Origin of the sequence: Dactylosporangium sp. CS-033363, from assembly GCF_050942475.1 — a bacterium.
Taxonomy (GTDB): Bacteria; Actinomycetota; Actinomycetes; order Mycobacteriales; family Micromonosporaceae; genus Dactylosporangium.
Genome location: NZ_CP192032.1, coordinates 369,675 through 394,144 on the forward strand (window position 1 = coordinate 369,675; position 24,470 = coordinate 394,144).

Annotated in this window: 20 protein-coding genes and 1 pseudogene; 12 read left to right on the forward strand and 9 right to left on the reverse strand. The window is 68.2% G+C overall.

Translation table 11 applies throughout. The features are described 5' to 3' along the window. The first annotated feature begins 855 nt into the window (after positions 1 to 855). From ACQPZ4_RS01765 to ACQPZ4_RS01800, 8 genes and pseudogenes are all read left to right on the forward strand, one after another. Positions 856 to 3,168 carry an esterase-like activity of phytase family protein gene (locus ACQPZ4_RS01765; protein ID WP_433055081.1) on the forward strand — a complete coding sequence of 771 codons (2,313 nt, stop codon included), beginning with the start codon at positions 856 to 858 and terminating at the stop codon, positions 3,166 to 3,168. 111 nt (positions 3,169 to 3,279) lie between these two features. Continuing rightward, positions 3,280 to 4,080, forward strand: coding sequence for a hypothetical protein (locus tag ACQPZ4_RS01770; RefSeq protein ID WP_433055084.1), 801 nt, complete (start codon positions 3,280 to 3,282; stop codon positions 4,078 to 4,080). A 39-nt stretch (positions 4,081 to 4,119) separates the two neighbouring features. Next, positions 4,120 to 5,532, forward strand: coding sequence for a hypothetical protein (locus tag ACQPZ4_RS01775; RefSeq protein WP_433055087.1), 1,413 nt, complete (start codon positions 4,120 to 4,122; stop codon positions 5,530 to 5,532). Then, on the forward strand, positions 5,529 to 6,239 hold the full coding sequence (locus tag ACQPZ4_RS01780) for a hypothetical protein (protein WP_433055090.1): 711 nt from the start codon (positions 5,529 to 5,531) through the stop codon (positions 6,237 to 6,239). The genes ACQPZ4_RS01775 and ACQPZ4_RS01780 overlap by 4 nt, the downstream gene beginning before the upstream one ends. Beyond that, positions 6,239 to 10,564 (forward strand): hypothetical protein, encoded by a 4,326-nt coding sequence (locus ACQPZ4_RS01785; protein WP_433055093.1) that lies wholly within the window; start codon positions 6,239 to 6,241, stop codon positions 10,562 to 10,564. Before ACQPZ4_RS01780 ends, ACQPZ4_RS01785 begins: the two co-directional genes overlap by 1 nt. Further along, positions 10,564 to 10,656, forward strand: a pseudogene (locus tag ACQPZ4_RS01790) (GNAT family N-acetyltransferase); the annotation flags it as partial. The gene ACQPZ4_RS01785 and the pseudogene ACQPZ4_RS01790, both read left to right, overlap by 1 nt. A 134-nt stretch (positions 10,657 to 10,790) precedes the next feature. Beyond that, entirely contained in the window at positions 10,791 to 11,117 is a 327-nt protein-coding gene (locus tag ACQPZ4_RS01795; RefSeq protein ID WP_433066157.1) for a GNAT family N-acetyltransferase, read from the forward strand. 61 nt (positions 11,118 to 11,178) lie between these two features. Next, positions 11,179 to 11,415, forward strand: coding sequence for a hypothetical protein (locus tag ACQPZ4_RS01800; protein WP_433055096.1), 237 nt, complete (start codon positions 11,179 to 11,181; stop codon positions 11,413 to 11,415). Positions 11,416 to 11,464: 49 nt separating this feature from the next. Here ACQPZ4_RS01800 and ACQPZ4_RS01805 read toward each other — a convergent pair whose 3' ends face one another. The 9 genes from ACQPZ4_RS01805 to ACQPZ4_RS01845 all read right to left on the reverse strand — a co-directional run bounded on the left by ACQPZ4_RS01805 (position 11,465) and on the right by ACQPZ4_RS01845 (position 20,819). Further along, on the reverse strand, positions 11,465 to 12,244 hold the full coding sequence (locus ACQPZ4_RS01805; RefSeq protein WP_433055099.1) for a hypothetical protein: 780 nt from the start codon (positions 12,242 to 12,244) through the stop codon (positions 11,465 to 11,467). Next, on the reverse strand, positions 12,237 to 12,899 hold the full coding sequence (locus ACQPZ4_RS01810; RefSeq protein ID WP_433055102.1) for a helix-turn-helix domain-containing protein: 663 nt from the start codon (positions 12,897 to 12,899) through the stop codon (positions 12,237 to 12,239). The genes ACQPZ4_RS01805 and ACQPZ4_RS01810 overlap by 8 nt, the downstream gene beginning before the upstream one ends. A 54-nt stretch (positions 12,900 to 12,953) precedes the next feature. Continuing rightward, a complete protein-coding gene (locus tag ACQPZ4_RS01815) occupies positions 12,954 to 14,099 on the reverse strand; it encodes an RICIN domain-containing protein (RefSeq protein WP_433055105.1) in 1,146 nt (381 codons plus the stop codon). A 31-nt stretch (positions 14,100 to 14,130) separates the two neighbouring features. Further along, on the reverse strand, positions 14,131 to 14,958 hold the full coding sequence (locus ACQPZ4_RS01820; protein ID WP_433055108.1) for a S41 family peptidase: 828 nt from the start codon (positions 14,956 to 14,958) through the stop codon (positions 14,131 to 14,133). Between the two features lie 35 nt (positions 14,959 to 14,993). Continuing rightward, positions 14,994 to 16,007: an HNH endonuclease gene (locus ACQPZ4_RS01825; RefSeq protein WP_433055111.1), complete on the reverse strand. Its 1,014-nt coding sequence runs from the start codon at positions 16,005 to 16,007 to the stop codon at positions 14,994 to 14,996. Positions 16,008 to 16,018: 11 nt separating this feature from the next. Then, entirely contained in the window at positions 16,019 to 17,305 is a 1,287-nt protein-coding gene (locus ACQPZ4_RS01830) for an AAA family ATPase (protein ID WP_433055114.1), read from the reverse strand. Continuing rightward, positions 17,302 to 18,762, reverse strand: coding sequence for a hypothetical protein (locus ACQPZ4_RS01835; protein ID WP_433055117.1), 1,461 nt, complete (start codon positions 18,760 to 18,762; stop codon positions 17,302 to 17,304). The genes ACQPZ4_RS01830 and ACQPZ4_RS01835 overlap by 4 nt, the downstream gene beginning before the upstream one ends. Then, positions 18,759 to 19,877 carry a hypothetical protein gene (locus tag ACQPZ4_RS01840; protein ID WP_433055120.1) on the reverse strand — a complete coding sequence of 373 codons (1,119 nt, stop codon included), beginning with the start codon at positions 19,875 to 19,877 and terminating at the stop codon, positions 18,759 to 18,761. The genes ACQPZ4_RS01835 and ACQPZ4_RS01840 overlap by 4 nt, the downstream gene beginning before the upstream one ends. Positions 19,878 to 20,036: 159 nt before the next feature. Next, positions 20,037 to 20,819, reverse strand: coding sequence for a hypothetical protein (locus ACQPZ4_RS01845; RefSeq protein ID WP_433055123.1), 783 nt, complete (start codon positions 20,817 to 20,819; stop codon positions 20,037 to 20,039). 131 nt (positions 20,820 to 20,950) lie between these two features. Between ACQPZ4_RS01845 and ACQPZ4_RS01850 the strand changes: the two genes are divergently transcribed. From ACQPZ4_RS01850 to ACQPZ4_RS01865, 4 genes are all read left to right on the forward strand, one after another. Then, a complete protein-coding gene (locus tag ACQPZ4_RS01850) occupies positions 20,951 to 21,256 on the forward strand; it encodes a helix-turn-helix domain-containing protein (RefSeq protein WP_433055126.1) in 306 nt (101 codons plus the stop codon). Positions 21,257 to 21,339: 83 nt separating this feature from the next. Next, entirely contained in the window at positions 21,340 to 22,110 is a 771-nt protein-coding gene (locus tag ACQPZ4_RS01855) for an ABC transporter ATP-binding protein (RefSeq protein ID WP_433055129.1), read from the forward strand. Continuing rightward, positions 22,095 to 23,834, forward strand: a complete 1,740-nt coding sequence (locus tag ACQPZ4_RS01860; RefSeq protein WP_433055132.1) for a hypothetical protein — start codon at positions 22,095 to 22,097, stop codon at positions 23,832 to 23,834. Before ACQPZ4_RS01855 ends, ACQPZ4_RS01860 begins: the two co-directional genes overlap by 16 nt. A 42-nt stretch (positions 23,835 to 23,876) precedes the next feature. Continuing rightward, the gene (locus ACQPZ4_RS01865) at positions 23,877 to 24,371 is read left to right on the forward strand and encodes a DinB family protein (protein WP_433055135.1); all 495 of its coding nucleotides are present in this window, start codon (positions 23,877 to 23,879) and stop codon (positions 24,369 to 24,371) included. The last annotated feature ends 99 nt before the right edge of the window (positions 24,372 to 24,470 follow it).

Here is a 24,470-nt window from a genome sequence, read left to right on the forward strand (position 1 = left end):
CGCCACCCGGCCGGGCGGCTGATTCACGCGATGGTGGCCGGCACCGAAGGTCGACCTGGATGTCTCGTAGCGCCGCGCGATCCTCACGAACGGCCATAACGCCGAGTTGAAGGCCTACATGCGTTCGTCGGCGATCAGCGTCGGCGTGGACGGTTGAGGTCAGCTTGCTGGGTCTACGTTTCTCCGCGGCTGCTTGTCGAGCTCCCGCTGCCGGCGCCCGTGCAGCCAGACGGTGTCCCGAAAGTTGACGATCGGGATGAGGACATCGGTGGGTACGTGATCAGGCACGGTGTCGGGGAGGAAGAAGACGCCCGCGCACCGTCGGCAGTACCAAGCCCGATCGTGAAGTTGCGCAAAGTAGGGCACTACCCGACGCCAGACGTGGTCCTTCCTTTGACGTCGGATCAGGGCGACGATGACAAGTGCGAGCGCAATGAGGCCCGGGCTAGCGAATACAGCCGGGACGACGATCGCTGACAACCTGAGGACCTCGTTCTCCAGCGGCGGATCGTGCGGCCACATGGTGATGCCGAGCCCGGCCCAACACAGGCAATACGCCGTCAGTACAGCGATCCAGAGGTACCAGCCCGTCCTGAGCGGTGGGAGTGGAGGCGGGGCGAGGAGGCTGGCGGTGCTTGTGACCATGGCTCCGCGCTGGGTGGCCACGCCGATGGCCGGCGTCAAGCCGACGGCGCCGGCCGCCACGCCGGACGACCAAGTGTGGCTGTATCCGTCCAAAACCACAGCACCAACGGCCCAGACCTGGTCTCCGGACCGGCACGAAACGCACACGATCCTATCGTTTGTCACCGATCCGCCGTTCTGCCACGGAGAACGGACCGCTCGCGTGCCGCGATGCCAGTTGCTGCAGTATCTGGAGAGAAGCCTCGTAGCGGTTCACAGGCGACTCACCGGGCGTTCACTGACGCGACCGGTGTTCGTCGTGGTTGCCTGCCAGTGTCATGCTGCATGGCTCATCGCAAGATTTCTGCTGCGCTCGTGACCCTTGCGGTCACCTCGGCCGGGCTGCTGCCCGCCACGGCCGCCAGTGCGCATTTCGATCGCAACCTCTTCTGGGACCGTCAGGCGACCTACCCCGTCTACCAGAACCGGCCCGTTGGTGAGGATGCCGCCAAGGAGACCGCGGCCGAGATTTCCGCGGTTACCGATGACGGCAAGACGCTCATCTACACCGATGCCCTCGCCAAGCGGATCGGGTTCCTCGACATCCGCAACGAGAAGCAGCCCAAAGGTCTCGGCACCTTGGCCATGAACGGCGAGCCGACCTCGGTGACCGTCCGCGGCGACTACGCGCTCGTTGTTGTCGACACGAGCACCAGCTTCACAAGCCCTTCCGGTGTACTGCATGTGATCCGCATCAAGGACCGCTCGATCGTGCGCACCATCGACTTGGGCGGCCAGCCCGACTCGATCGCGCTGAGCAAGGGTAAGGACAAGCGGTACGCCGCGATCGCCATCGAGAACCAGCGCGACGAGGACGTGAACGACGGCGACCTCCCGCAGGCGCCCAGCGGCTTCGTGCAGATCGTCGACTTCCCGTCGGACAACCCGACGCGGTGGTCGCTGCGCAAGGTGGCGCTCCCCGCCGACAAGCTCAAGGGCATCACCGCTCCTGAGGACGCCGAGCCCGAGTACGTCTCCATCAACGAGAAAGACAAGCTCGTCCTCACGTTGCAGGAGAACAACGGGATCGTCGTCATCGACCTGCGCACAGGTCGCATCGAAAAGGCGTTCTCCGCCGGTACGGCCACCGTCAAGGGCATCGACACCAAAGACGACGGCAAAATCGACCTGACCGGCCAGATCACCGACGTACCGCGGGAGCCCGACTCGATCGCGTGGGTCGACGACCGTTATGTCGCCACCGCGAACGAGGGCGACTGGAAGGGCGGAACGCGCGGCTGGACGGTGTTCGACACGTACACCGGTCGGGTCGTCTGGGACGCCGGGAACACGTTCGAGCGGCTCGCGGTCACCTACGGGCTGCACAACGAGGACCGGGCCGGCAAGAAGGGCACCGAGCCTGAGGGCCTGGCGATCGGCACGTTCCACGGCAAGCGGTACGCGTTCGTCGGGTCGGAGCGCAGCAACTTCGTCGCGGTGTACGACATCGACAACCCCGCGAAGCCGGTGTTCAAGCAAATCCTGCCGACCACGAACGGTCCCGAGGGGCTGCTGCCGATTCCGGGCCGCGACATGCTCGCCGTGTCGAGCGAGGTCGATGAGGCGGCGGTGAACGTCCGCTCGAGTGTGAGCCTCTTCGAGCTCGGCAAAAACGAGCCGGGCTTCCCGAGCATCGTCAGCCGCGACACGATCGGCTGGGGTGCGCTCGGTGCGCTGTCCGCCGTTCCCGGCAAGCCGAACAAGCTGTACACGGTGACCGATGCCGCCTACACGCCGACGCGGATTCTTACGATTGACACCGGGCGCAAGCCGGCGGAAATTACCACCGAGCTGACGGTCACGGACGCGGCCGGCGCCCCCGTGGGGTACGACGCGGAAGGCATTTACGCTCGTCCCCAGGGCGGATTCTGGCTGGGCGTCGAGGGTGCGACCGGGCCCGAGAACAAGCTTGTCCGGCTCGACGAGAAGGGCAAGACCGTCGAAACCGTCGCGCTGCCGGCCGACGTTGCCGCGGGGCTGTCGAAGTGGGGCATCGAGGGCGTTACCGGCTCGGGCAAATACCTCTACGTCGCATTGCAGCGCGAGCTCAGCACCGACCCGAAGGGCGTCGCCCGGATCGGCCGTTACGACCTCACGAACAAGACCTGGCGTTGGTACGGGTACCAGCTCGAAACCACCACGACCGCCGGTGACTGGATCGGGCTGTCGGAAATCGTCGCCGTGAACGACAACACGCTCGCGGTCATCGAGCGCGACAAGCTCAACGGGCCGAACGCGAAAATCAAGCGGGTGTACACGGTCAAGCTCCCCGACACCGACGCGTTCCCGGTTCTGCAGAAGCACCTGGCCGTCGACGTGCTGCCGTACATGCGCGCCGACAACGGGTGGACGCAGGAGAAGCTCGAAGGTCTGACCATCGGCGCCGATGGCCAGGTCTACGCCATCACGGACAACGACGGCCTGGCCGACGCCACTGGCGAGACGGTCTTCATGCGGCTCGGATCCGCGAAGAAGCTCTTCTAAACACCGCGGCGCGGAAGCTCCCTCGATGGAAGGAGTTTCCGCGCCGCGTGGCGAAGCCAGTCGTTCGTCCTTTATGAACCGGTTTCTCGACACGGTCATGGAGGAAGTGCGATGAGACTTCGTCAGGGTTTCCGCTTGGCGGCGGCGGCCGGCGTGGGCATGCTGCTCGTGCTCGGCACCGCCGCCAATGCGGAAGAGCGGACCGTCGGCGAGCTGTTCAAGCTGCCGCGGGTCGCGTCCTGCAGCACGGTCCGGCACGGCAATACCCAGGGGTACCTCACCACCTCCAACGGTGAGGCGCCCAGCAGTACCAATCCGAATTCCACCGCGGCCCTCAAGGTGACCAAAGAGGGCATCGAGGCGACGCTTCCGGACGCCAATGCGAAGGCCTTGTACCTCGAGGAGCCGCGCCGCTCCGTGAAGCTGAACCGGATCGGCAAGCTGGCCTACCGGACGTACCAGCTGAATCCAAGCGGTGTCGCGGTGTGGTCGTATCAGCTGCCGATCGACATCAATGGCGGCACGCTCAACGCGGGCGATTTCACGACCCTGGTCTACGAGCCCTACCAGGATGGGCAGACCATTACGCCGAACAAGTGGCAGAACTGGGACGCGCTGCGCAAGGGCGACGCGAAGTGGTGGAGCACACGCTCACTCGCGAACGTGCCCAATGGCGCCACGCAGAGCTTCCCGACGGCGTGGTCGGCGATCGTCGCCGCCTACCCGGACGCCACCGTCCTCGCGTACGGCCTTGACCTGGGCAAAGGCGCCGCCGGCGCGTCGGCCCGCGCGGACACGCTCGTGTTCGGTGCGGACAGCACATGTGTGCAGCATCAGTGGTCGACGCGGTTCGGCCGCACGTCGTACCTCGTTTCGCTGCTCCAGATCTGGCGAAAGTGGTTGCTACGGTAGGACGGTCAACGTATTCGGCGAGGTGAGGGAGGGTCCCGGGTGACGGAGCTCTTCGTCACCTCGCCGGTTGGCCATGCGTCGATGCGTGCTCGCTGGCGGGCGCTCATCCTCACGGACCCGGTCGCGCGGCTCGTGCGCAATGCGGTGCACGCGGACATTCACGAGGCCTACGACCTGCGGCAACTCGCCCTCGCGGCGATCGACCTGGCCGTTGCGTCGCTCGGGTTTGCGCGTTCGCTCACGCTTGCCGAGCTCATCGAGTCCATTGCCGAACTGGCCGCGCAGATGCGGCCGGCGGCGATGAGCGAGCACGAGGACGCGGCGCGGTGGGTGGTCAAGGGGCTGCTCAACGACGCGGACAACCAGCGCGCGTTCGTGTACACCTTCGACAACAGCGAGGAGTACGCGTTCAAGCTGCTCCAGCTGCAGGACAGCCCCGACGGCGCCGTGGTGCTCGCTTCCCCGCAGGCCGTCATGTTGTACCTCAACGGGCTCGACCTGGACGTGGACGACGCGGAGGCGGCGTTCTCCGTCGTGCTCCAGCGGCAGTTGCGGGATCGTCGTTTCGAAGCCGCCGGTCGTACTGCAATGCAGGCCGAACGGGTCTCGGTAGCCATGTCGGCATCGTTGGCCGACATCCTCGATGCTACGCGCCGAGACGTGCGTTCAGTCGATTGGGTGAACGATGTGCCGCACAGGCTGCAGCGGGCGCGAGAGCATGTCGAGGCGCGCATCGCGGCCGACGCGGATGTACTCAATCACGTCGCGGCGGGCATCGATTTTGAGACGGATGCTGAGGTGCGAAGAGCCTCCGGCGACCTCGTGGACACCCTGCGGCGCATCCGGCAGGTGCACCTTGACCTGGCTGAACGGGTCAGCGACGCTCGGACGATCTTCATCGAGGCACAGCTGCAGCAGGTGTGGGCACGGCGGGTACACCTGCGGCTTCTGCATGTTGAGCGGGAATTGCTCCATCCGGTGCTGCAACTGCCTCAGCAGGCCGCGACAAATGTGGTCGAGGTGTTCGGCGATCGGGTAGTCGGATTGCAGCTGCCGCGGCTGCTCCAGCTCGACAGCCTCGTCGACATGCTGCTGGCGCCGCCGCGGCTCGCTGGAATTGATGAGGATGAGGCCGAGGAGCCCGGGGAGACCGAGGGTGTCGAGCTCCAGGCCTATCCGCCGGCCGTCGTGGCCGAGGTGACGCGGATTCTGCAGCGCGCGGAGCGGCAGCCGGTCTTGCTCTCCGACCTACTACACGACGCCGAAAACGACCAGACGGCGGAGCTAGTGCTGTTATCGGCGCTGTGGGCGTACGCACCCGACGCCGTCGAGCCCGGCGAGGACCAGAAAGCGCCGATACACACCGAACGAACCGGCACGAACCTCGATCACCCGATGGCGTGGGGTGACGAACTGTACGTGATGTACGACCAGGAGGAACAGGAAGCGTGACCGTACCGATCGAGGACGTCCGGGCCGCGGCGGAACTGGTCGCGCTGGGGCTGCGCACGGGGGCCCGCCCGACCGACGCGAACCCGTACGGCAAGCTGCTGGAGCGGTACCGCAGCCAGACCCTGTTCCGTGACACCGTCGACACGCTCGCGAGCGGGCTCGGGCTGGTCGTGCTCGGCGCGCCGGCGCGGACCGGGCTCGTGCTCAGCACGTACCCCGGCAGCGTGTTCGCGGTGCGCATGGGTGACCTGCGCAGCACGGGTATGTCGGCCGAGGAGAAGCTCATCGCGGGGCTGGTCGTGCTGGGTGTGGCCGCCTACGCGTTCCCGCAGGAGGTCGACCTCGACAGCGCCGAGGTCAAGACGGTCGAGGTGGCCGCGCTCGACAAGTTCATCCGCGACACGATCGATCGGGTCCGTACGATCTCCGGCGACGAGGACACAGTGGACGGTCAGGCCCGCGCGGCCGCCGAAATCTATCGACGCACGGCCGCGTTCCGGCCCAAGGACCGCCAGCCCGGGCCGGCCAAGGGTTGTACGCAATTCGCGGTGGCCGAGGTGCTCGGCTGGCTCGTCGAGCGCGGCGCCGCGCGGATCGTGCCGCAGCTCGGACCGACTACGTTCCAGCTCACCGACCGCTTCCGTTTGCTGGTGGCTGATGTGGCGGGTGGCGAGGCCCTCGAGGCGATGCGGTCGGTGAAGCACTGATGGCGGCACCCGCGAAGCTCTGGCGGATCCGGCGTATCTACCTTGACCGGATCGGCTCGCCGGCGGCCCGATTTCGCGACGTGTGGCTGGATTTGACGAGCCGCGACGGTACGCCGTTGGACACAATCCTGTGGATGCGCAACGGCGGCGGGAAGTCGACGCTCATCGCGCTGCTGTGTGCGCTCATCAGGCCCGATCGGCGCGACTTCCTCGCGACCGCGACGACGGGGCGCCACCTCGAGGACGCGATCCTCGGGTCCGATACCGCGCACGTCGTGGTCGAGTGGGTCGACCCGGTTGGCCAGCGGTTAGTCACCGGCGGCGTCTACGAGTGGGCGGACCGCGCGCAACCTTCGGACCCGAACGCTTCGCACGAGCGGCTGCGTCAGACCTGGTACGCGTTCACGCCGGCGGGCGGGGTCGAGCTCGAGCAGCTGCCGTATGCGTCGGCCGAGCTCAAGGATTTCGCGAAGGCGGTCGAGGGGCTGCCGCACGAGACCGAACCGGTCGTCACCACGAAGCAGGAGCGCTGGTCGCAGGCGTTGCAGGACCGCGGCCTTGACCCTGGGCTGTTTACCGCGATCTTGAAGATCAACGCGTCTGAGGGCGGGATCGAGCATCACTTCAAGTTCCGGACCGCTGACGATTTTGTGCAGTACCTGCTAACCCTGGTCACGGAACCCACGTCGGCGGGGAAGGTGGCCGGCATCCTGCGTACGACGCGGGACCGGCTCGCTCGCCAGCCGCGGTTGCGCGCCGAGGTCGCGTTCTGTGATGAGGCTGCGGCGCTGCTCACGGACTTGGCCGCGGCCCGGGACGGGCTGGCCGACGCCGAGCTGGCGGCGCGGGCGGCGCGTCTGGATGCGGCCGGGCTCGCGGGGGCGTTGAGTGCTGCCGTCCGGTCAGCCGCGACTGCCGCCGAGGGCTTTGAGGCAGACGCCGAAGAGGCCCATTCGTCGGTACTGCGTGCAACTGCCTCGTCCGCGATTTTGTCCGACGAGGTACGGCATTACCAATGGCGCGCTGCGGATCTTGCGCACTCGGACGCCGAAGCGGTGGCGCTTGCGGCCGATGCGCTGGTCGGTGAGCGGCGGCATGCGCACCGGGCGTGGCAGTTGGTGCCGACGCTCATTCGCCACGTCGAGCAGGCGCAACGCCTTGAGGTGGCGCGGCGCAGTCAGGAGCAGGCGGAGGCGGGCGCTGCTCCGTTGCGCCGCGACCGCGCGGACGCTGCGGCGGTGCTGCTGGCGGTGCTGCGCAACGCGGCGGACGAGTTGGATGCGCGGGCTGCGACCGTGGCCGACGAGGCTTTGGTCGCTCGTGAGCGGCAGGCCGCCGCCCGCGCGTTGGCCGATGGGCTGCGTGGCCGGCTTGGCAGTCTCGATGCGCAGCAGCGCACCATCTCGGAGCAGCTGGCCGTGTTCGACCGCGACCTCGCTGCGGCGGCCGAGCATCTTGACGGGTTGGAGCTCGATCGCGCGCTCTCGCGTGCGCAGTTGGACGAGGCTGAGGCCGCTCGGCGGATCGAGCATGAGCTGCCGGCTGAGCATGCGCGGTTGGATGCTGATCGCGCGGCGTACGAGCGGGATCGCGCTGAGGCGCAGGCTGCGCTCACCGAACTGGCGCGCGACAAGGCCGCTCTCGACGCCGAGCGTGGCCCGCTGCTCGTCGAGATTGAGGCGCTGTCCACCGATCCGCGGTTGACGGCCCTTGCCGAGCGAGACTGCGTCGATCCTATCGCGTCGCAGCGGTCCCTTGTGGACCTGCTGACCGAGGCCGTCATCACCGCCGATCGGCATCGCATTCAGCTGGCCGTGGCCGACGCCGAGGACGATCGGGCGGTGCAGGCGCTCGCGTCCGCGCGGGGGCTGCTGCCGGCCGCGCTCGACCTGGCCCGGGCGGCGGATGTGCTTGCGGCTGAACGGATTGCGGCCACGACTGGGTGGCATCATCTCGCGGATTCGGTACCGCCGGCCGCTTGGTCGGCCGCGATCGCTGACGCTCCGCATCTCGTCGGTGGGCTGCTCGTGCGGGATCCGGCGGATCTGGACCGGGCGCGTGCGGTGTTGTCGTCCGCCGACTTGTATCCGACGTCGGCGATACAAGTTGCGACGACCGGCGACCTGCAGTCTATTGTGGATTCTGAGGCGGCCAAGCCTGTCGGGTTCGTGCTGGCGCCGGCTTCGGCGATGTATGACCGTACAACTGCGGCTTCTGAAACCGACCGGCGCAACCGCGGGCGCGACGTGCGCAACCAGCGCGTGCACGAGTTGCTCGAATCGCGCGATCGCGACATGCGACTGCGCGGTCAGCTGCTCGACCTGGGCGTGCGGTGTCCGGCGGGGCATCGCGAGCACCTGGACGCGCGGCACGATCGGCTCGCGGCTGACTTGCTGGCGTTCGAGACGCGGCTGGGTGAGCTGCAGGAGACGCGGCTGGAGCTCGACGAGCGCGCGGCGTTGCTGGAGCACACGCGGCGCGACCTGGCCGAGCGTCGGCGTCGGTTGACGATTCGCATTGCGGTGTTGTCCGATTTGGACCGTCGCGCGCCGGATGCCGCGCGGATGCGTATCGAGTTGGCTTCATTGCCGGCGGTGCGCGCTGAGTTGCATGACGAGCTTCGTTCATCCTCTTCCGACGAGCGCTTGTCCGCGGAGGTTGCCACGCGCAATGCCGCTGAGGCCGATCGATTGGTTGCGACGGCTGGCGAGTACCGGGTTCGGTGCGAGGAGCTGCAGCGGATCGCGTCCCCGCTGGCGGTTTCGTCGCTGCCCAATCTGACTGAGGCTACGAACGCTTATCAGGCTGCGAACGACGCCTATTTGCGCCAGACCTCGGGGTCCGCGCTGGAGGCGACGATCGCGGAGATTACGAGCCGGCTCGCGGCCCTGGATGAGGAAATCGCGCAGTTTGCGGCGGCGGAGCGCTCGACCGCGCAGGGTCTTTTGGATGACGCTGATCCTTCGACGGTACGGCGAGCAGTGGGCAACGCCGAACGCTCCTATTTGGACGCCCAGCGCGACGCCACGTTGGCGGGCGCGGCACTCGCGAACGCGCGCCGGGTACTCGACGGGTGCTCGTTTGTACAGTTCTCCGACGCGGCAGAGGTTTCGACTTCGGCCGATGCCACTCGCTTGGCCGACTCCGCTCAGCACCGCCTCGACGAATCGCGCTCGGCGGAGCAATCGGCCCGTGAACGTGCGGCCGCGGCCGAGGCGGAATCTTCGGCTGCCCGCCGTCGCGCCGACGATTTCCAACAGCTCGTAACCGACCTGACCGAGGACGCCGAGCTTGTGGAAGCGGCGGCATTCGCTGGCGATGTCGACGCCGCGCGGGAATCGGCGCGGGCCGCTCGCCGGGCGTTGCAGACGGCGGATCGGGCCGTGACCGCGGCTCGCAATCGCCTCAACTCCGAGGCGCACCGGATTGACCGGTGGGCGGCGGAGGAGCGCTTTGCGGCGGTGAGCCCTGAGGTACGCGATCGATTCCGCGATGGGCGGCTGGACTTCGCGGCCACGGAGTTGCTTGGTTCTCAGCTCACGACCTATCGCCATGGGCTGGCCGGTGAGCTTGACGCCGTAGAGAAGGACAAGCACCTTGTGGTGACGGCTTTGTGTGCAGAGGTACGAGAAGGCTTGAAAACGCTGCAGCGCGCGCAACATCATGCGCAGCTTCCGCCGGGGCTGGCCGACCATTTGCGCAACCGCCGCTTTCTCGACGTGGGCCCGCGGTCGAGTGTGGACACCAGCGACGCGACGTTGCGCAGTCGGGTGGAGCGGCTGGTCGACAAACTGGTGGCCGGCAAGGACCCGATCCCGGACGGTTTGACGCTGGCCTGGGAGGCGATCGCCGCGGTGGTGGGGCGCGGCAATTTCGTGGCGCGCGTGTTGAAGCCGTCGACGGAGCTGACCGACGACCGGCAGCCGGTCGAGCTGATGAGCAAGTGGAGCGGCGGCGAGAAGGTCACGATCAGCCTGTTGCTGTTCTGCATGCTTGCTCGCCTGCGCGCCGCGAACCGCGGGGGCGACGTGCCGGGGCTGGGGGTCCTGCCGATGGACAATCCGTTGGGGACCGCGAACTACGTGGCGTTCCTGGATCTGCAACGGCGCGTGGCCGCGGCGAACGGGATTCAGCTCATCTTCCTGTCGGGCTTGGGCGACATGCGCGCGGTCGGCCGCTTCCCGAACGTCGTACGGATGCGCAACACCCACAACCGCGGCCGCAACTACGCGCGGGTTATGGAGCGCGAGCTGAACGAGGAGCAGATCCTGGAGAGCATCACCACCGCGCGCCTGACGTTCCCGGTCCAGGGCACACTGCTCTGATGCGCGTGCACCTGGAGACCGAGCGGCTGGTTCTGCGCCGGCTGACCTCGGACGACCTTGACAACCTGGTCGAGCTGGACAGCGATCCCGAGGTCATGCGGTACCTCAACGGCGGCCACCCCACGCCGCAGGAGCAGCTCCGCGACCAGGGCTGCCGCGCATCCTCGCGTACTACGAGCAGGGTGACGATCTCGGGTACTGGGCGGTCGAGGCCGGCGGCACGTTCCTGGGCTGGGTGTTCTTCCGCCCGCACCGCCCGTTCGACCCGCCCGCGCCGGTCGACCGGACGGGCATCGAGATCGGGTACCGGCTCCGGCGCGAGGCGTGGGGCAAGGGCTACGCGACCGAGGCGTGCCGGGCGCTGATCGACCGCGGCTTCGAGGCGGTAGCCGTGGAGCGCGTGTACGCCGAGACCGCAGCCGGCAACGCCGGGTCGCGGCGCGTGATGGAGAAATCCGGTCTCAAACACGTCGCGACTTTTTTGTTTGAAGACGCCGACGAGGTGCAATATGCACTCACCGCTCAGGAATGGTACACACAGCGTATCGGCTAGCCGGAAACCGTCCGATTTTAGTGGCTTTTCGTACGGGGTCGAATCTGGGATCGTGAATCCCGTGGACCATTCAACTCACGTCACGTTGGGGGGATTCCTCGCCGGCGGGGTGATCGGCTTCGGGCTCGGTTACCTGTACGCCCTCGCCCGCCGTGCCTGGCGCAGCCTCGGAGGAGCCCAGGCCCTCGCCAACGAGGCCAGGGGCTCGGCCTGGAAGCTGACCGGGGAGTTCATCATCCTCGGCTTCTTCCTCGTCGTGTTCGGAGCCCTTGCGCTCGGCGGCATGGGCGATCGATGAATGACACGCGGCCCGAACCTGGCGGAGTCCGGGCCGCGTTCCGAGTTGCTCAGCCGGCCACGGCCAGGATTCTGAGCGCGGCTTGACCTCGGCCGCGGACATCGCCGGGGAGCGCTCGCCATGCGGCGTGACCTTCCGGTAACGCCTGCCGCAGGACATCGATCCGAGAACGGTCCGAGCCGGCGAACCGTTCACGGTCGGCGTACGGATCCTCGAGGCAGCACAGAAGCGCGGCCGCGTCCCAAGCGTGCCGATCGCGATCGCGTGAATCGGTTTGGAATGCGGCGGCCTTGAGAATCAGGGCCCCGAATGGGTCCGGAATGCTCACCATGGTGGTCGCGGCCGGCTCGATGGCGAGCCGGGCATTGACGGTGCGTCGCAGGGCCTGCGTGCCGCCCTCGATCGGCACCATGGAGCGGCCCCGCAGCTTCTCGACCACCCGCGGGGCGGCGTGGTCGGCGATGAGCACGTCGACAACGTCCGGAGCGCTGGTCAACAGGTCGACAGTGGCGTTGTCGCGGCGGAAGCGGTGCGCGATCTCGACGCGAGGATCGGTCGCCGGAATCAACGTGTACCCGAGCGACTCCAGCGCCGTCGCCGCCCGCGCCGCGACGCCACGGGTGGTTTCGACGTGCAGGACGATGTCGATGTCATTGGTCGCACGTACGACGTCGAGGCCCGCCAGCATGCAGTGGAGCTGCGTCATGAGACCGCCGACGAGCGTCCAATTCTCGTGTGGCAGAACCGCTTCGAGTTCGGCGACGTTCGGCCAAGGCGGAAGCCAGCCACCCGGCGGGGTCGGAACGTCGATCGTCGGCCGCTCAGTCACGGAATCGCTCCAGTGCCGCGTCCAGCGCGCGCAAACCGATGTGGCGTTCGCGGGGATTGAGCGACTCGGCCAGATCCAACGCGGCGAGAACCGTACCGGCGTGGGCGAGTTGGGTGACGACGGCCATCGCCATGTCGGTGGCGCGGATCGTGAAAGCGCCGGCGTCGTCGGGAACCAGGCCGTGCCGGGCGACGAGACCATTGATCGCATCGCGGCTGGCGTACCCGTCAACCGCGGTCGTGTCCGTGAGCCCGAGGGCGGTGGTACCCGCCGCGGTATCCACGATTTCGCTGCGCAGCCGTGGCGCGGTGCTGGGGTGGCCGGCGAATCTGTACGCGACCGCGCGCTCTCGGGCGCGCCCAACCAGTACACCCGCGGCGGTTTCTCTTAGCCGGGCCCGCAGCCGCCACCGCTGGCTTTGGCCGAGCCACGATGCCTCCTGGCCCTCGAGGAATGCGATGGCGGCCCAAGCGGTCGCCTCCGACCACGGCCGCGCCGGCGATTCGCCCTGCGTCGCCAGGAAACGGTCGACCGAGACGTCATCGATCACGCCGCGGGCGACGGCGTGCAGCTTCCCCTGCGCGACGAGGTACTGGACCTGGCGCTTCGTTACGCCAAGCCGCTCAGCCGCCTCGGCGAGGGTGAGAAAGCCCATGACAGATAGCTTCGCAATCACGAAGCTATCCGTCAACGCTGACGTGCGGAATCGCTACTGCTGGAATCGCCAGGTCTGGTTCGGCTGGGCGTTGCCGCAGTCCCAGATGATGAGCTGCGTACCGTTTGCGGTGCCGCCGCCGGAAGCGTCCAGGCACTTGCCCGAGTTCGGGTTCTTCAGGTTGCCGTTCACGAACTGCCACTGCTGTGCGGCGTTGCCGAGGCAGGTCCACAGCTGAACGATGGTCCCCGATGCGGTACGGCCGCCGGAAACGTCCAGGCATTTGCCCGTCTTGGCGTTGACGAGGGCGCTGCCGTTCCAACTCCAGCGCACCTCCGGGCCGCCGTGGCAGTCCCAGAGCTGCACCTTCGTGCCGTCGGCGTCGCGGCCGCCGGAGACGTCCACGCAGCGGTTCGAGGCGGTGCCGGCGATCATTTGCGCACTGGGCAAGTCATTCACGCCACGGCGGTTGCCGCGCGTCCATGCCTTTGCGCCCAGCCCGAGATTGCCCGGGATCGTTCCGTTCAGGTAGTCCTTGTACCAGCCCAGCCAGTACGGGAGGCCATTGCTGTTCTGGTTGTAGCCCTTCGCCTCCCCGTCGTGGACGCCGACCTCGCCGGGGACGTGCAGCTGCTGGAAGTAGTACTGCTCGCCGAGCTGGTGGAGCATTTCGTGCACCCACCCGGCGGTTGCATCCTGGTTGTACCCGAGGTCGTCGCGCGCATTCACGCTCGTCCAACCGGTGTTGTACGGCCCGGGCGCGCCGCTGGAGAAGTAGGCGTGCGGGCGGAAGGCGTTGTAAATGAACACGCCGTCCCATTCCTGCGGGTGCACGTACTGGTTCACGTCGTCCGGCACGTTGGACGGTTCGACCATGAGGCCCTGGTAGCCGATGCTCGTGAGCGGCCGCGACGAGACGACGACCTGCGTGTTCATGTCGACCTGGCCGCCCGTGAGGTCCTCGACCATGCGCGGGAACGTGGTCAGGAACGCGTTGCGAGCGGCGTCGATCTGGCCTTGGTTCAGGGTCGCGGAGAGCCCGGGCACCTGCGAGACGGGCTTGATGATCATCAGGAACTTGAGTGACACGAGCGGCGAGGTGGCGGCCTGCGCTGCGGGGATGGCGGCGTACGCGCTCCAGCCGAGCAGCACCGAAAGCGCCGCTAGGACGGGGTACAGCCGCGTTCGTTTGAGACGCATGGCGCCAGAATCCCCATGTCCGCGGCGAAACTCATAGATGTTTCGCAATAGTTTCGTCGGGGATGACGCCGGTGCCCTCCCAGTTGCTGCCGGTGACTGTGTCGATGACGACCGCTCGCGGTACGTGCGCGATCACGGTCGGGGCCAGGCGAATCGGGAGCACGTGGTCGGCCGCGCCCGGCGTGCGGTCGCCGGCGACGGTTACTCGGCCGCGGTGTTGGAGGTGGTATGCGAGCGCCTCGCCCGACGAGAACGTGCCTGGGCCGACCAGCACTACCGTGTCCTGGCGCAGTGCGGTGCCGGGTGGTCGCGCGGGTGTCCACCATTGGCGGCGGCCCGCCGAACCGACGACCTCGGACAGTTGGACGGGGTCGTCGCCGAGCAGCCAGCCGGCGATGAGGGCGACGGTGCCGGGTTCGCCGCCGCCGTTGCCGCGCAGGTCGAGGACGATTCGCTGCGATCCTGCCAGCAGCGCGAAAGCGGCGTCGATGAACGGTTGCGCCAGTCCGACGGGGTCCAAGCCGTCGATGCGGATTACGCCGGTACCGTCCGTACGCCGTTCGACTCGCGAGACGCAGCCGGCTCGTGCGCGTACCGTGGCGGCGTTTGGCAGTTGCCATTCACGTGCTTCGGTGTCGGGGGGATCGGTGCCGTCGGGCTCGTAGATGAGCGCGATGTGCCGTGCGAACGGCCAGGCGGCGCGTTCGATCGCCGCGCACGCTTCGGCCGTCACCGGAGCGTCGTCGGCGCCGAACTGCGTTTCGAGGGCGGCGAGCAGTGCGGTGCGTCGGTCGCCGGCGGGCATGAGCCGTTCGATCCATAAGGCGAGCCGGGCGACGAGCTCGCGGACGCTGGTCACGCTTCGAACGTAGGCCAGCGAACGCGCGAGTTCACTCAGCTAATGGCGAACGTGCCCGGGACCGGGCCGTGGTAGATGTTCTCGTGGTGCCAGGTCAGGTACGTCTCGTTCGGCAGTGCCGCGCCCACGGGGAGCAGCAAGCGCTCGGCGAGCGGGGGCCGGCCGAACGCCGCGCGTGCCGCGGGATCGCTCTCGGCGACCCGGGCGAGGTCGACGGTGACGTGAATGCGCAGTCCGCCGTTCACGGTGATCAGTCCGGTGTCGAAGGCGACGTCGTGAGTCGGGCACGCGGTGAGGCCGTTGCGCACGTCGAGCCGCTCGGCGGAGGTGCAGTCGCGCCAGGGCTTGATGTGGCTCGCGACGAGCATGCGGCGGGCGCGAGTACCGGCCGCCATGATGCTCAAGCCGCAGAACACGCACTGGTGGCCATGGTTGTGCAGGACGTCCCGGGCGAAGCGATGCTGCCCGACTCGGGCCGCCGCGACCAGGAGCCGCTCGGTGTCCTGCGCTTCGAGGTCGTCGCGAGACTCGAGCCAGCGTTTCGACTCGTCCTCGACGGCCGCCTCAAGCTCCGACTCGACGAGTTCCTCCTGGCCAAACAGGAAGAGGTCGGAACCTTCGTCCTCGGTGTGCAGGAAGTCCGGCAGGCGGTCGGGCCCGATGCCGACCGCGCGGGCGGCGGTGAGGATCAGGTCGTATCGAACGGCCAGTTCGTGGGGTTGCGGCAGCAGGAAGGCCGCGACCTCCACCTCGTGCCGTGCGCCGTTCTTCCGGCTGCCGTCGAGGTTCGCCATCTTCGCCAGGACACTGCTGTTGCGGCGGCAGAAGAGGGTGGCGAGCGACGGTACGGGCTCCGGCGCCTTGTGGCTGGTACTGCCGCCGAACTTGCGATGGTTGACGAGGTACATCGCGGCCAGGCAGAGGAGCGTCTCGATTGGCACGAAGTCGACCTGCCGGCCCGTCTCGACCGGGCGGCGAGCCAGAATTGACTCCCATTGCGCGCGGGCGGCGGCGGGCGTGAGGTCGAGGTAGTCGCGTTTGGTGAGCAACGGGCGGTCCTTTACGCGGGTACGCGATGTTGTTCGAGGTGGGACATGACGGCCTCGTTGGCTTCCCAGCCGTCGGGGAACTTCACGATTTCGTTCAGGTAGACGCGGCCCGTGGATGGGTGGGCGTTCAGCAGTTCGGTGATTCCGGCACGCGCGACCGCGATGCAGGCGTGGCGATGGCGGGAGGTCAGGACGCACAGGCGGCCCGCCTCCAGGTGGAAGGCGGTGGCGTCGCGGCGGCCGGACAGGGGATGCCAGATGATGGTGACGTCGTACTCGCGGCCTTGCAGGCGATTGGCCGTGTCCACCGTGATGCCAGAATCGGCGGGTAGATGGTGGCGGACCGCCGCCGCCTGGTCTCGGTGGGCCGTTCCGATCGCGATTCGGTCGGCCGCTACCGGGGCGCCGGAAGGGAACTTTTCCGAAACGGCAATCGGGCCCCGGGCAAGTAGGCGCAGGGCCAGGTTGGCGCAGGCCTGGGCCACCTCGTCGTCCGTACGCATGCTGTGGCGGGCCGGGAGCTCGTGCAACGCCCAGCCGGTGTCCGCGGCCATTTGCAGCGTGCTGTCCAAAGGAGACGCACCGAATGCCGATGTGGAGAAGGACAAGGAACGATCGGCGAGTGCGGTACCGGATGCGAAGCCGGTGAATGGGTAGAAGGCTTCCGACACCACCGGCGCGGCAGTGGCAGGAAGGCGCCACGAGACAGGTAGGCGAAATTGTGGTGTCTCGGGATTGTGGCGCAACAAGACTGCTACCGCGCTCAACTGGGGATCCCACGAGAGCCCGGCCCAGCGTTCGGTTTCCACTGTGGAGAACGGATCGAGCTGACCCGGATCGCCGACGAAAAGCGTGCGGTCGAAGCGGCCCGCGATTTGGAGCAAAGCATCAGAGCGCATCTGGTACGCCTCGTCGACGATCGCCCACGGCCAGTTGCCCTGGTTCAGGGTTGCCCACTTGGCCGCTGTTCCGATTACCACTGCGCATCCCGCTAGGCCGGCGATCGCGTTGTCGACCGTTACGTTGTTGTTGGCCGAGATGCGGGGGACCGGCACGTAGCCCTGGGCTGACAGTCGGCCGATCGGCAGCTGCGGAGACGAGCGGGCCAGGTTGGCGATCAGGTCGTCCACCTGTTCGTTCGTCTGGGCCACGACGGCCAGCGGCTCGCCGGTATCTGCGATGTGTTTCGCCGCGCGGACGACCAGCGTCGACTTTCCGGCGCCCGGTGGGGAGTCGACGACCACGCCCTTGGACTTGGCCAAAGTATCCATGACGGCCGGGAAGATGTCGGTGGTCATGACCACGCCTCCAGGGCGTCCTCTTCTGTAGGTTCGTGGGGTGCGGGCGGGCCGCCGTGGGTCCACGGGGTGTCCTCGACCGCCGGGAAGTTGCTCGACGGCTGAAACCGCGCGGACACGGTGCTGTACGTGACGTGCTCGCCGAGATCGGGAACGCTGCCGGGGGCGGGAGTCAGGGTCTTGCCCATGCCGCCGGTCAGCTCCAGGACGATGTCGGAGTCCTCGATGGACACGATGCGGGCGGTCTGCGAGCGGCGGATTGGGGACGCCAGGTCGGTACCGACGGGGAGGCGCAACGGATCCGCGGTGCGGACTGTCACATGTGGACGGAGCTTGCGGCGCGGGCCCGAGGCGTCCAGGCGGTTCGGGTCGGCGGCGACAACCGTGCCCGCGAAGGCCTCGCCAGCCAGGCGGAACTCGGCCATGACCAGGGGATCGTCGAGGGCGCGCTGGGCGTCGAACTTGGCCTGCGCGCGTTCCAGGCGGCTCAGGCGGCTCGCCGCGGCCACGGCGGAGTCGCGGCGAGGCTGCGGAAGCCCACCGCCGGTCTCCAGGTAGGTCACGTAGTTCGTGAATGTGTCGCGGTCGTCGGCCCAGCGTTCCACCACGCTCATGCCCGCCGGAAGTTGGCGCAACAGGTCGAGTGCCCGCCACATCAGTTGCCAGGTCGGTTCCAGCTGCGTGCGGAGTACCACGGCCAGGCGTTCGAAGGCCATTTGGCGGGCGATCGAATCGGCGTCGGTCTTGCTGTACCGCTCGATCGCCGGCGCCAGCGTTGCCGCGTCGAACGTCGGGTCCGTCGCCGGGCCGGCCGGGGGCCAGCGTTCCGGATCCTCGGCTTCTAAGGCCGCCTCGAACGGTTTTGCGCCGAACCAAGCCATGAGAGCGGCCAGGTTCGCGTCCTCGACCGCACTCTGGCCGGTTGCCCAATGCATGCTGAGCGCCGACGTCATCGCGAGCATCAATGACGAACCCGGGTGCTCGGCGCGCTCAGCGAAGAACGTCAGCCACTTGCCGAGCGTCGGCACCTCGGGCTTGACCGCGTACTCGCCCCACGTGCGGCGCAGGCGGGTCGATCGGCCGAACAGCCTTACAAAATCAATACCACCCGGATTCGGTACGAGCAACTGCGGCGCATCCGTGAACCGCCGGCGGCCCCTCACGTCCTCCTGGCGGCGGGCGAAACTGTCCACATAGGACCGCACGATGGCACCCAGGGAAGCCGCGAACTGGAAGCGCTGGTCGCGGTTGCGCGGCTGCGGGACGATCAGCAGGCGGGGCTGGTCCGGGGCGGAGCCGACCATCGCGGCCAGGGGAGCGTTGGCCTCGCCGGCCATGGCCAGCGGGATGAGGACGAGCGGGCGTTCGCTCACGAAAAAGTGTCGTACCGTGGCGATAGGCTGAGCGCGCTCATCACGGACGGCCAAGGCCCTCGCCAGCGAGGTCAGGGAGCTCATGCCAGGCACTCTTCGCGGAGGCGAAGGGCTGCACGCAGTACGGCTGCGGCTTCTGCTTGTTCTGGCGAAGGCTCGAGGTCGCCCGCGGCGAGTGCCAGCGCGGTGTCGATGGTGTCCACGCTGCCGAGTTCCTCGCTGACCGATTTGCCCAGGGCGTGCGTGCTGCGGCGGGCCTCGTTGCGGCAGAAGTACGACATCTCGCACGTCGACAGGCACTCCGGTGAGTAGCGCGCGGGGATGTGCTCGATGGCGACGCACAGTTCGCCGACTGCGCGGGTCGGGCGGCCGTCACGGTCGGGCTGCAGGTCGAACGTGACGCCCTCGTCCACGTGGGACAGGCGCTGGTCGATGCGTTCCATGTTCTTGAGTTGACGGTTGAGGACGGTGAGCTGGCGGCGTACGTCGAGCCGGGTGGCGACGGCGCGATTTGAGAAATCCTTCGGGCAGACGAGCACGACGCGATCGGAGACGGTGTTCGGGTCGTGGCCGAGTTCTTCGAGGAGGCGGCGTAGGGCGACGACGTACACCGCGGACTGCACGGCCGCTGCGGCCACCTTGCCGCCGTCGGCCTGGTCGTCGATGACGGCGAACGACTTGATTTCGATGATGTGGAAGACGCCCTGGTACTGGAAGGCGATGAGGTCCGGCTCGAGGAAGACGTGCCGGCCGCCGACCGGGAGCTTGAGGAGGGGGTGATCGAACAGCGTGCCGGCGTCGTCGACCTGGGCGGCGGCGGTTCCGAGGACCTGGCGGGCCAGGCGGTGGCGCACCTCTTGGCTCTGGTTGCCGCCGGCGTCCTCGAGGTCCTGGTACGCGACTTCCTTGATGTCGAGCTTGAGCACCTCACGCAGCAGGCGCAGCAGTTCCGCGCATCCGTTCGCCTTCACCTGCGCGACGAACGAGCGAGTGCGCGTAATGGCGAACGGCGATTGGCCGTACGGCGGCGCGAATCCGACGCGCGAGGCGACCGCGCGCTTGTCCACGCCGGCGGCGTCCATGATGGCGCGGCGCGCGCAGCCGGGGTTGGTGGTGAGCGCGGCGATCGTGCGGGCGTTGTGGGGCAGCGGCGGTACCGGCCCGCGCAGGTCGGCGAGCCGTTCCTCGGTGCTGTTCACGGTGGCACTTCCTTCGCGGTGGTTCACGTGCCGGTTTCGAGGCATTCGAGCGCCGGGAGCGGCCCTCGCGTGCCGGTTCGAGACACTCGAGCGCCGGGCGCGGCCCTCACGTGCCGGTTCCAGGCCCGGTCCTAACGTGCCGGCTCCCAGGCGCGGCACTCATGTGCCGGTTCTGGGGACCGCCTTGAGATTGACCCCGAACAATTGGCCGGCGTCGTCGAGCTGGGCCCTGGCCCGGGCGGCGGCCGCCTCGCGGTGCGATCCGTCGACCGGCTCGTGCGTCGCCAGCTCGGCCTCGGCGGCGCGGATGACGACCGCGGGTTTGGCCGAGCCGATGCCGTCCGCGGCGCCGGGAATGTTCTCGGCGAACAGCCACAGTAGGCGGGCCGTGGCCCGGTCGGTATCGGGAAGACGTTCGACGTGTTCCGCGATTCTCATCGCCGCTCTGAGGAAGTCGACCCGCGGACTGAGCGCGCCGATGATGCGCTGTTCGAGCGGCCAGGTGGACACCGCGAGCAGCCCGCGCACCGGCGCGAACCGATCGACGCTGAGCGCGGCGCACAGGTAGTACGGCCGCGCGAACGCGTTCATGCGAAACGAACGCTCCTCGTCACGGCGCAGGCTGGTCAGCTTCGCACTGTCGATGTCGCCGCCGAAGCACGCGTTGTAGACCTGCGCGATGAGTTTCGGCGCCGCTGGTACGGCGAGCAGCGTCAACGCCCCATGCACCTGCTCACGCAGCGGCAGCAGCGACCCGCCCTCGCGCGGCGCCGGGATCGCGGCCGGCTCTGGCTCGAGCGACTCCTCCCACGCCGTTTCGAGCGCGCGTTGCTGTGCGCGAAGCGCTCGCTCGCGCGGCCGATCCCCGGCGGCGCGAGCCTGGCGGACCTGAGCACGGAGCGCCGCGAGCTCGCGCTCGATCTCCTCCGCGTCATCGGTCATGTGCTGACGGTACGCCTCCCAGTAATTTCCAGCAATCCCCACTTCCGCCCAGAAACGTTGTTGCGGCGCTCCGCTATATTCCAGTAACTTCCACTAAACGCTCGGCGTCCGATTCACTGGGGGAGGACGGCATGTACGACATCGCTGCAATCGAGGTGGCACTGCGCGGCCTGCTGGCCGACGTGCCGGGGGACCGCGAGATCCTGGTCGTGGCCGTGCTGCCGGCCGCGGCGCCCGCCGCGAAGCCGGGCTGGTCGACGTTGAGCGACCGCCAGCGCGAGGTGGCGCGGCTGGTGCGGCGGGGCTTCAAGAACCGCCACATCGCGAACCGTCTCGGCATCAGCCCGCACACCGTGAACTACCACCTGCGCCGCATCTTCAGCACGCTCGACCTGGGCTCCCGCGCCGAACTGGCCGCGTTCAGCCCTCCCGACTGAGCCAACCGGGGTGCAGATAACTCCACCCCGGTTGGGGAAGCAGCCTCAATCCGGTCGTCATAAAGATCTCCTACCTTGAATGCATGTCACAGCAGACGGGGCCGGCGCTCGAGATCGCCGGGCTGACCAAGCGTTTCGGCGAGAAGGTCGCAGTCGATGCGATCGACCTCGAAGTCCCGAGCGGCTCGTTCTTCGGCCTGGTCGGGCAGAACGGCGCCGGCAAGACCACGACCCTCTCCATGGCAGTCGGCCTCCTACGCCCCGATGGCGGCAAGGCGCGCATCTTCGGCCAGGACGTCTGGGCGGAGCCGGCCAAAGCAAAAGCCCTCGTCGGTGTACTGCCTGATGGCCTCGCAATGCCCGAGCGCCTCACCGGCCGCGAGGCGCTGACGTACCTGGGCCTGCTGCGCGGAATGCCCAAAGACGTCGTAGCGCAGCGTGCCGACGAACTGCTCGCCGTCCTCGAATTGGACGAGGCGGAACGCACGCTCGTCATCGAGTACAGCACCGGCATGCGCAAGAAGATCGGCCTGGCCACGGCATTGCTGCACGCCCCGCGGCTGCTGGTGCTCGATGAGCCGTTCGAAGCCGTCGACCCGGTTTCGGCCGCCACGATCAAGACGATCCTGCGCGGATTCGTGGCCACCGGCGGGTCCATCGTGCTCTCCAGCCACGTGATGGCGCTGGTCGAGCAGCTCTGCGACCACGTCGGTGTGGTCGATGACGGCAAGGTCGTCGCCGCCGGGCCGCTCGATTCGGTCAGAGGTGAGCAGACGCTGGAGGAGACGTTCGTCGGGCTGGTCGGCGGGGAGCGCGCGGCCATGAAGAAGGAGCTGTCGTGGCTGTCGAGCTGACCATGGCGCAGATGAAACTCGCGGTGATGCGCCACTCGTACCGCGGGCAGCGCGCACAAACCGCCGGCACCGGGGCCGTCATCGGGGTGGTGCTCGCGGCCGGGACCGCCTACCTCGGGTACCTGGGTCCCGACTTCCTCGCGGCCGGACTCGCCGTGTGGATGCTCGGGTGGATGCTCGGGCCGGTGTTCATGGGTGGTGGGGACGAAACCCTGCGCCCGGAGTACTTCGCCATGCTCGGCCTTCCGCCCCGGCGCCTCGCCGCGGGGCTGCTGGCCGCGTCGTTTGTCGGGGTCGCGCCGCTCGTCACGCTCGGTGCACTCGCGGGGCTCATTGTGGCCGGGACGCGCTTGGGTGTGGTGAATACGCTCATTGCGGTACCGGCGATGCTTCTGCAGTTGGCGGTTTTCGTTCTGCTGTCCAAAGTGTCCGTCGCGCTCGTCGGCATCGCGTTGCGTTCGCGCATCGGGGCGATCGCGGCGGGCGTCGTCAACGGGGTCATCCTGAGCTCGCTCGGGCAGATCTGGGTGTTCATGGTGGCGTTCGGGGTCGCCGGCACGCCGCGCGCGGTGTGGTTCCTGCCGTCGGGGTGGGGGCTGCTGGCCGTCCGCGGCGAATGGTGGGCCCTGGCCGCCCTTGCCGCGTTGGTACTGCTCCTGCTCGCGTTGTGGGCCGCGCTCCTCGGGCGCCGCGCCGGGCGGCCGCGGGTCTCCGGGCGCGGCCGGCGCCCGATCACCGCGTCGACCCCCGCCGGTGCGGTTGTCGCCAAGGAGATGCGCACCTGGTCGCGCGACCTGGTTCGCAATCACCAACTCGCGTTCGCGCTCGCCTACGGCGTGTGGTTCGCGGCCAGCCCGCTGGTGATCGGGTGGAACGGGATGCTGCCGTACGCCGGGCCGATCTTCATTGTCATGGCCGCCGGCATGGCCTCCAACCTGTACGGGACCGACGGCACCGCCCTCTGGCTCACCATGCTCAGCCCGGGCGCCACCGACGTGCGCGGCCGGCAGTTGGCCTGGATCGCCACGCAGGGCGCCATCGCGGTACCGCTGACGGTCATCTGCACCGCCTTCGTCGGCGGCCCGTGGCCCCTGGTCCTCGCCCTGCTGCCCGCCCTGCTCGGCGGCGCGGCCGGCCTGGTGCCGCTGGTCTCGGTGTACGCGCTCGTCCCGGGCACCGACCCGCACAAGCGCGCCGGCAACCCGCTGCGCACCAGCGAAGACGACGGCGGGCTGACCGGCCTCGCGTACCTGATGCTCGCCCTGGTCCTGATCTCCGGCGCCCCGGCGGCGCTGGTCGCGATCTACTTCGGGTGGGCCGGCCTGCCGGTCGGGCTGCTCACCGGTGCGCTGTGCTACTGGCTGTTCGGGCGGCTCGCCGAGCGCCGGCTGCTCACCCACGGCCCGGAGCTGCTCGACACGATGCGCACGGGGCGGAAGGCTTCGTCGAGGATCGTTCGGTACGAAAACCTGAGCAATGTCCAGAAGAACATCGCGGGGATCGGGTTCGGGCTCGGCGCCATCCCGCTCTTCCCGCAGGGCATCGTCGCGCTGCTCTTCGTGACCAACGGCAAGACCGACGCGTCGTGGTTCCTGGCGACGTACCTGCCGGCGCCGTGGAACTACGCGGTCGCGATCGGGTTCATCCTGCTCGGCCTGGCCCTCTACGGAAGTGCACTCTGGGTTGTACGAAAGCGGCCAGAACCTGACCGCATCCCGGCCTAATGTTCTCGGTGACAGCTTCCCCGCTTTGAAGGACGGCTATAGATGGAACGCGACGATCTGCTCGAGTCCTTGACCACGGCGCGCCACTTCCTCAAGTACACCGTGCAGGGCCTCACCGACGACCAGGCCCGCCAGCGCCCGACGGTGAGCGAACTGACCCTCGGCGGCCTGATCAAGCACACGGGCGAGATCGAGCGCGGCTGGGCCCGCTTCATCGTCGAGGGCCCGGCCGCGGTCGCGCCCCCGGAGGAGCCCAGCGGCTACGAGGAGTGGGCCAACAACTTCAAGATGCTCGAGGGCGAGACCCTGGCCGGGATCCTGCAGCGGTACGACGAGATCGCCGCACAGACCGATGAGCTCGTGCGCACCTGCGACCTGGACAGCTCCCACGAGCTGCCGCCCGCCCCGTGGTTCAAGCCGGGCGCCCGCCGCTCCGCCCGCCGCGTCTTCCACCACATCGTGGCCGAGACCGCCCAGCACTCGGGCCACGCCGACATCCTCCGCGAGTCGATCGACGGACAAAAAACCATGGGCTGACCTGCGCACTTGAACCCGGGACCGTCCTCGCGCGGACGGTCCCGGGTTTATCTGCATGTTGCATTAGGTACTGATACGATTACAGACCGGCTCCGTTGA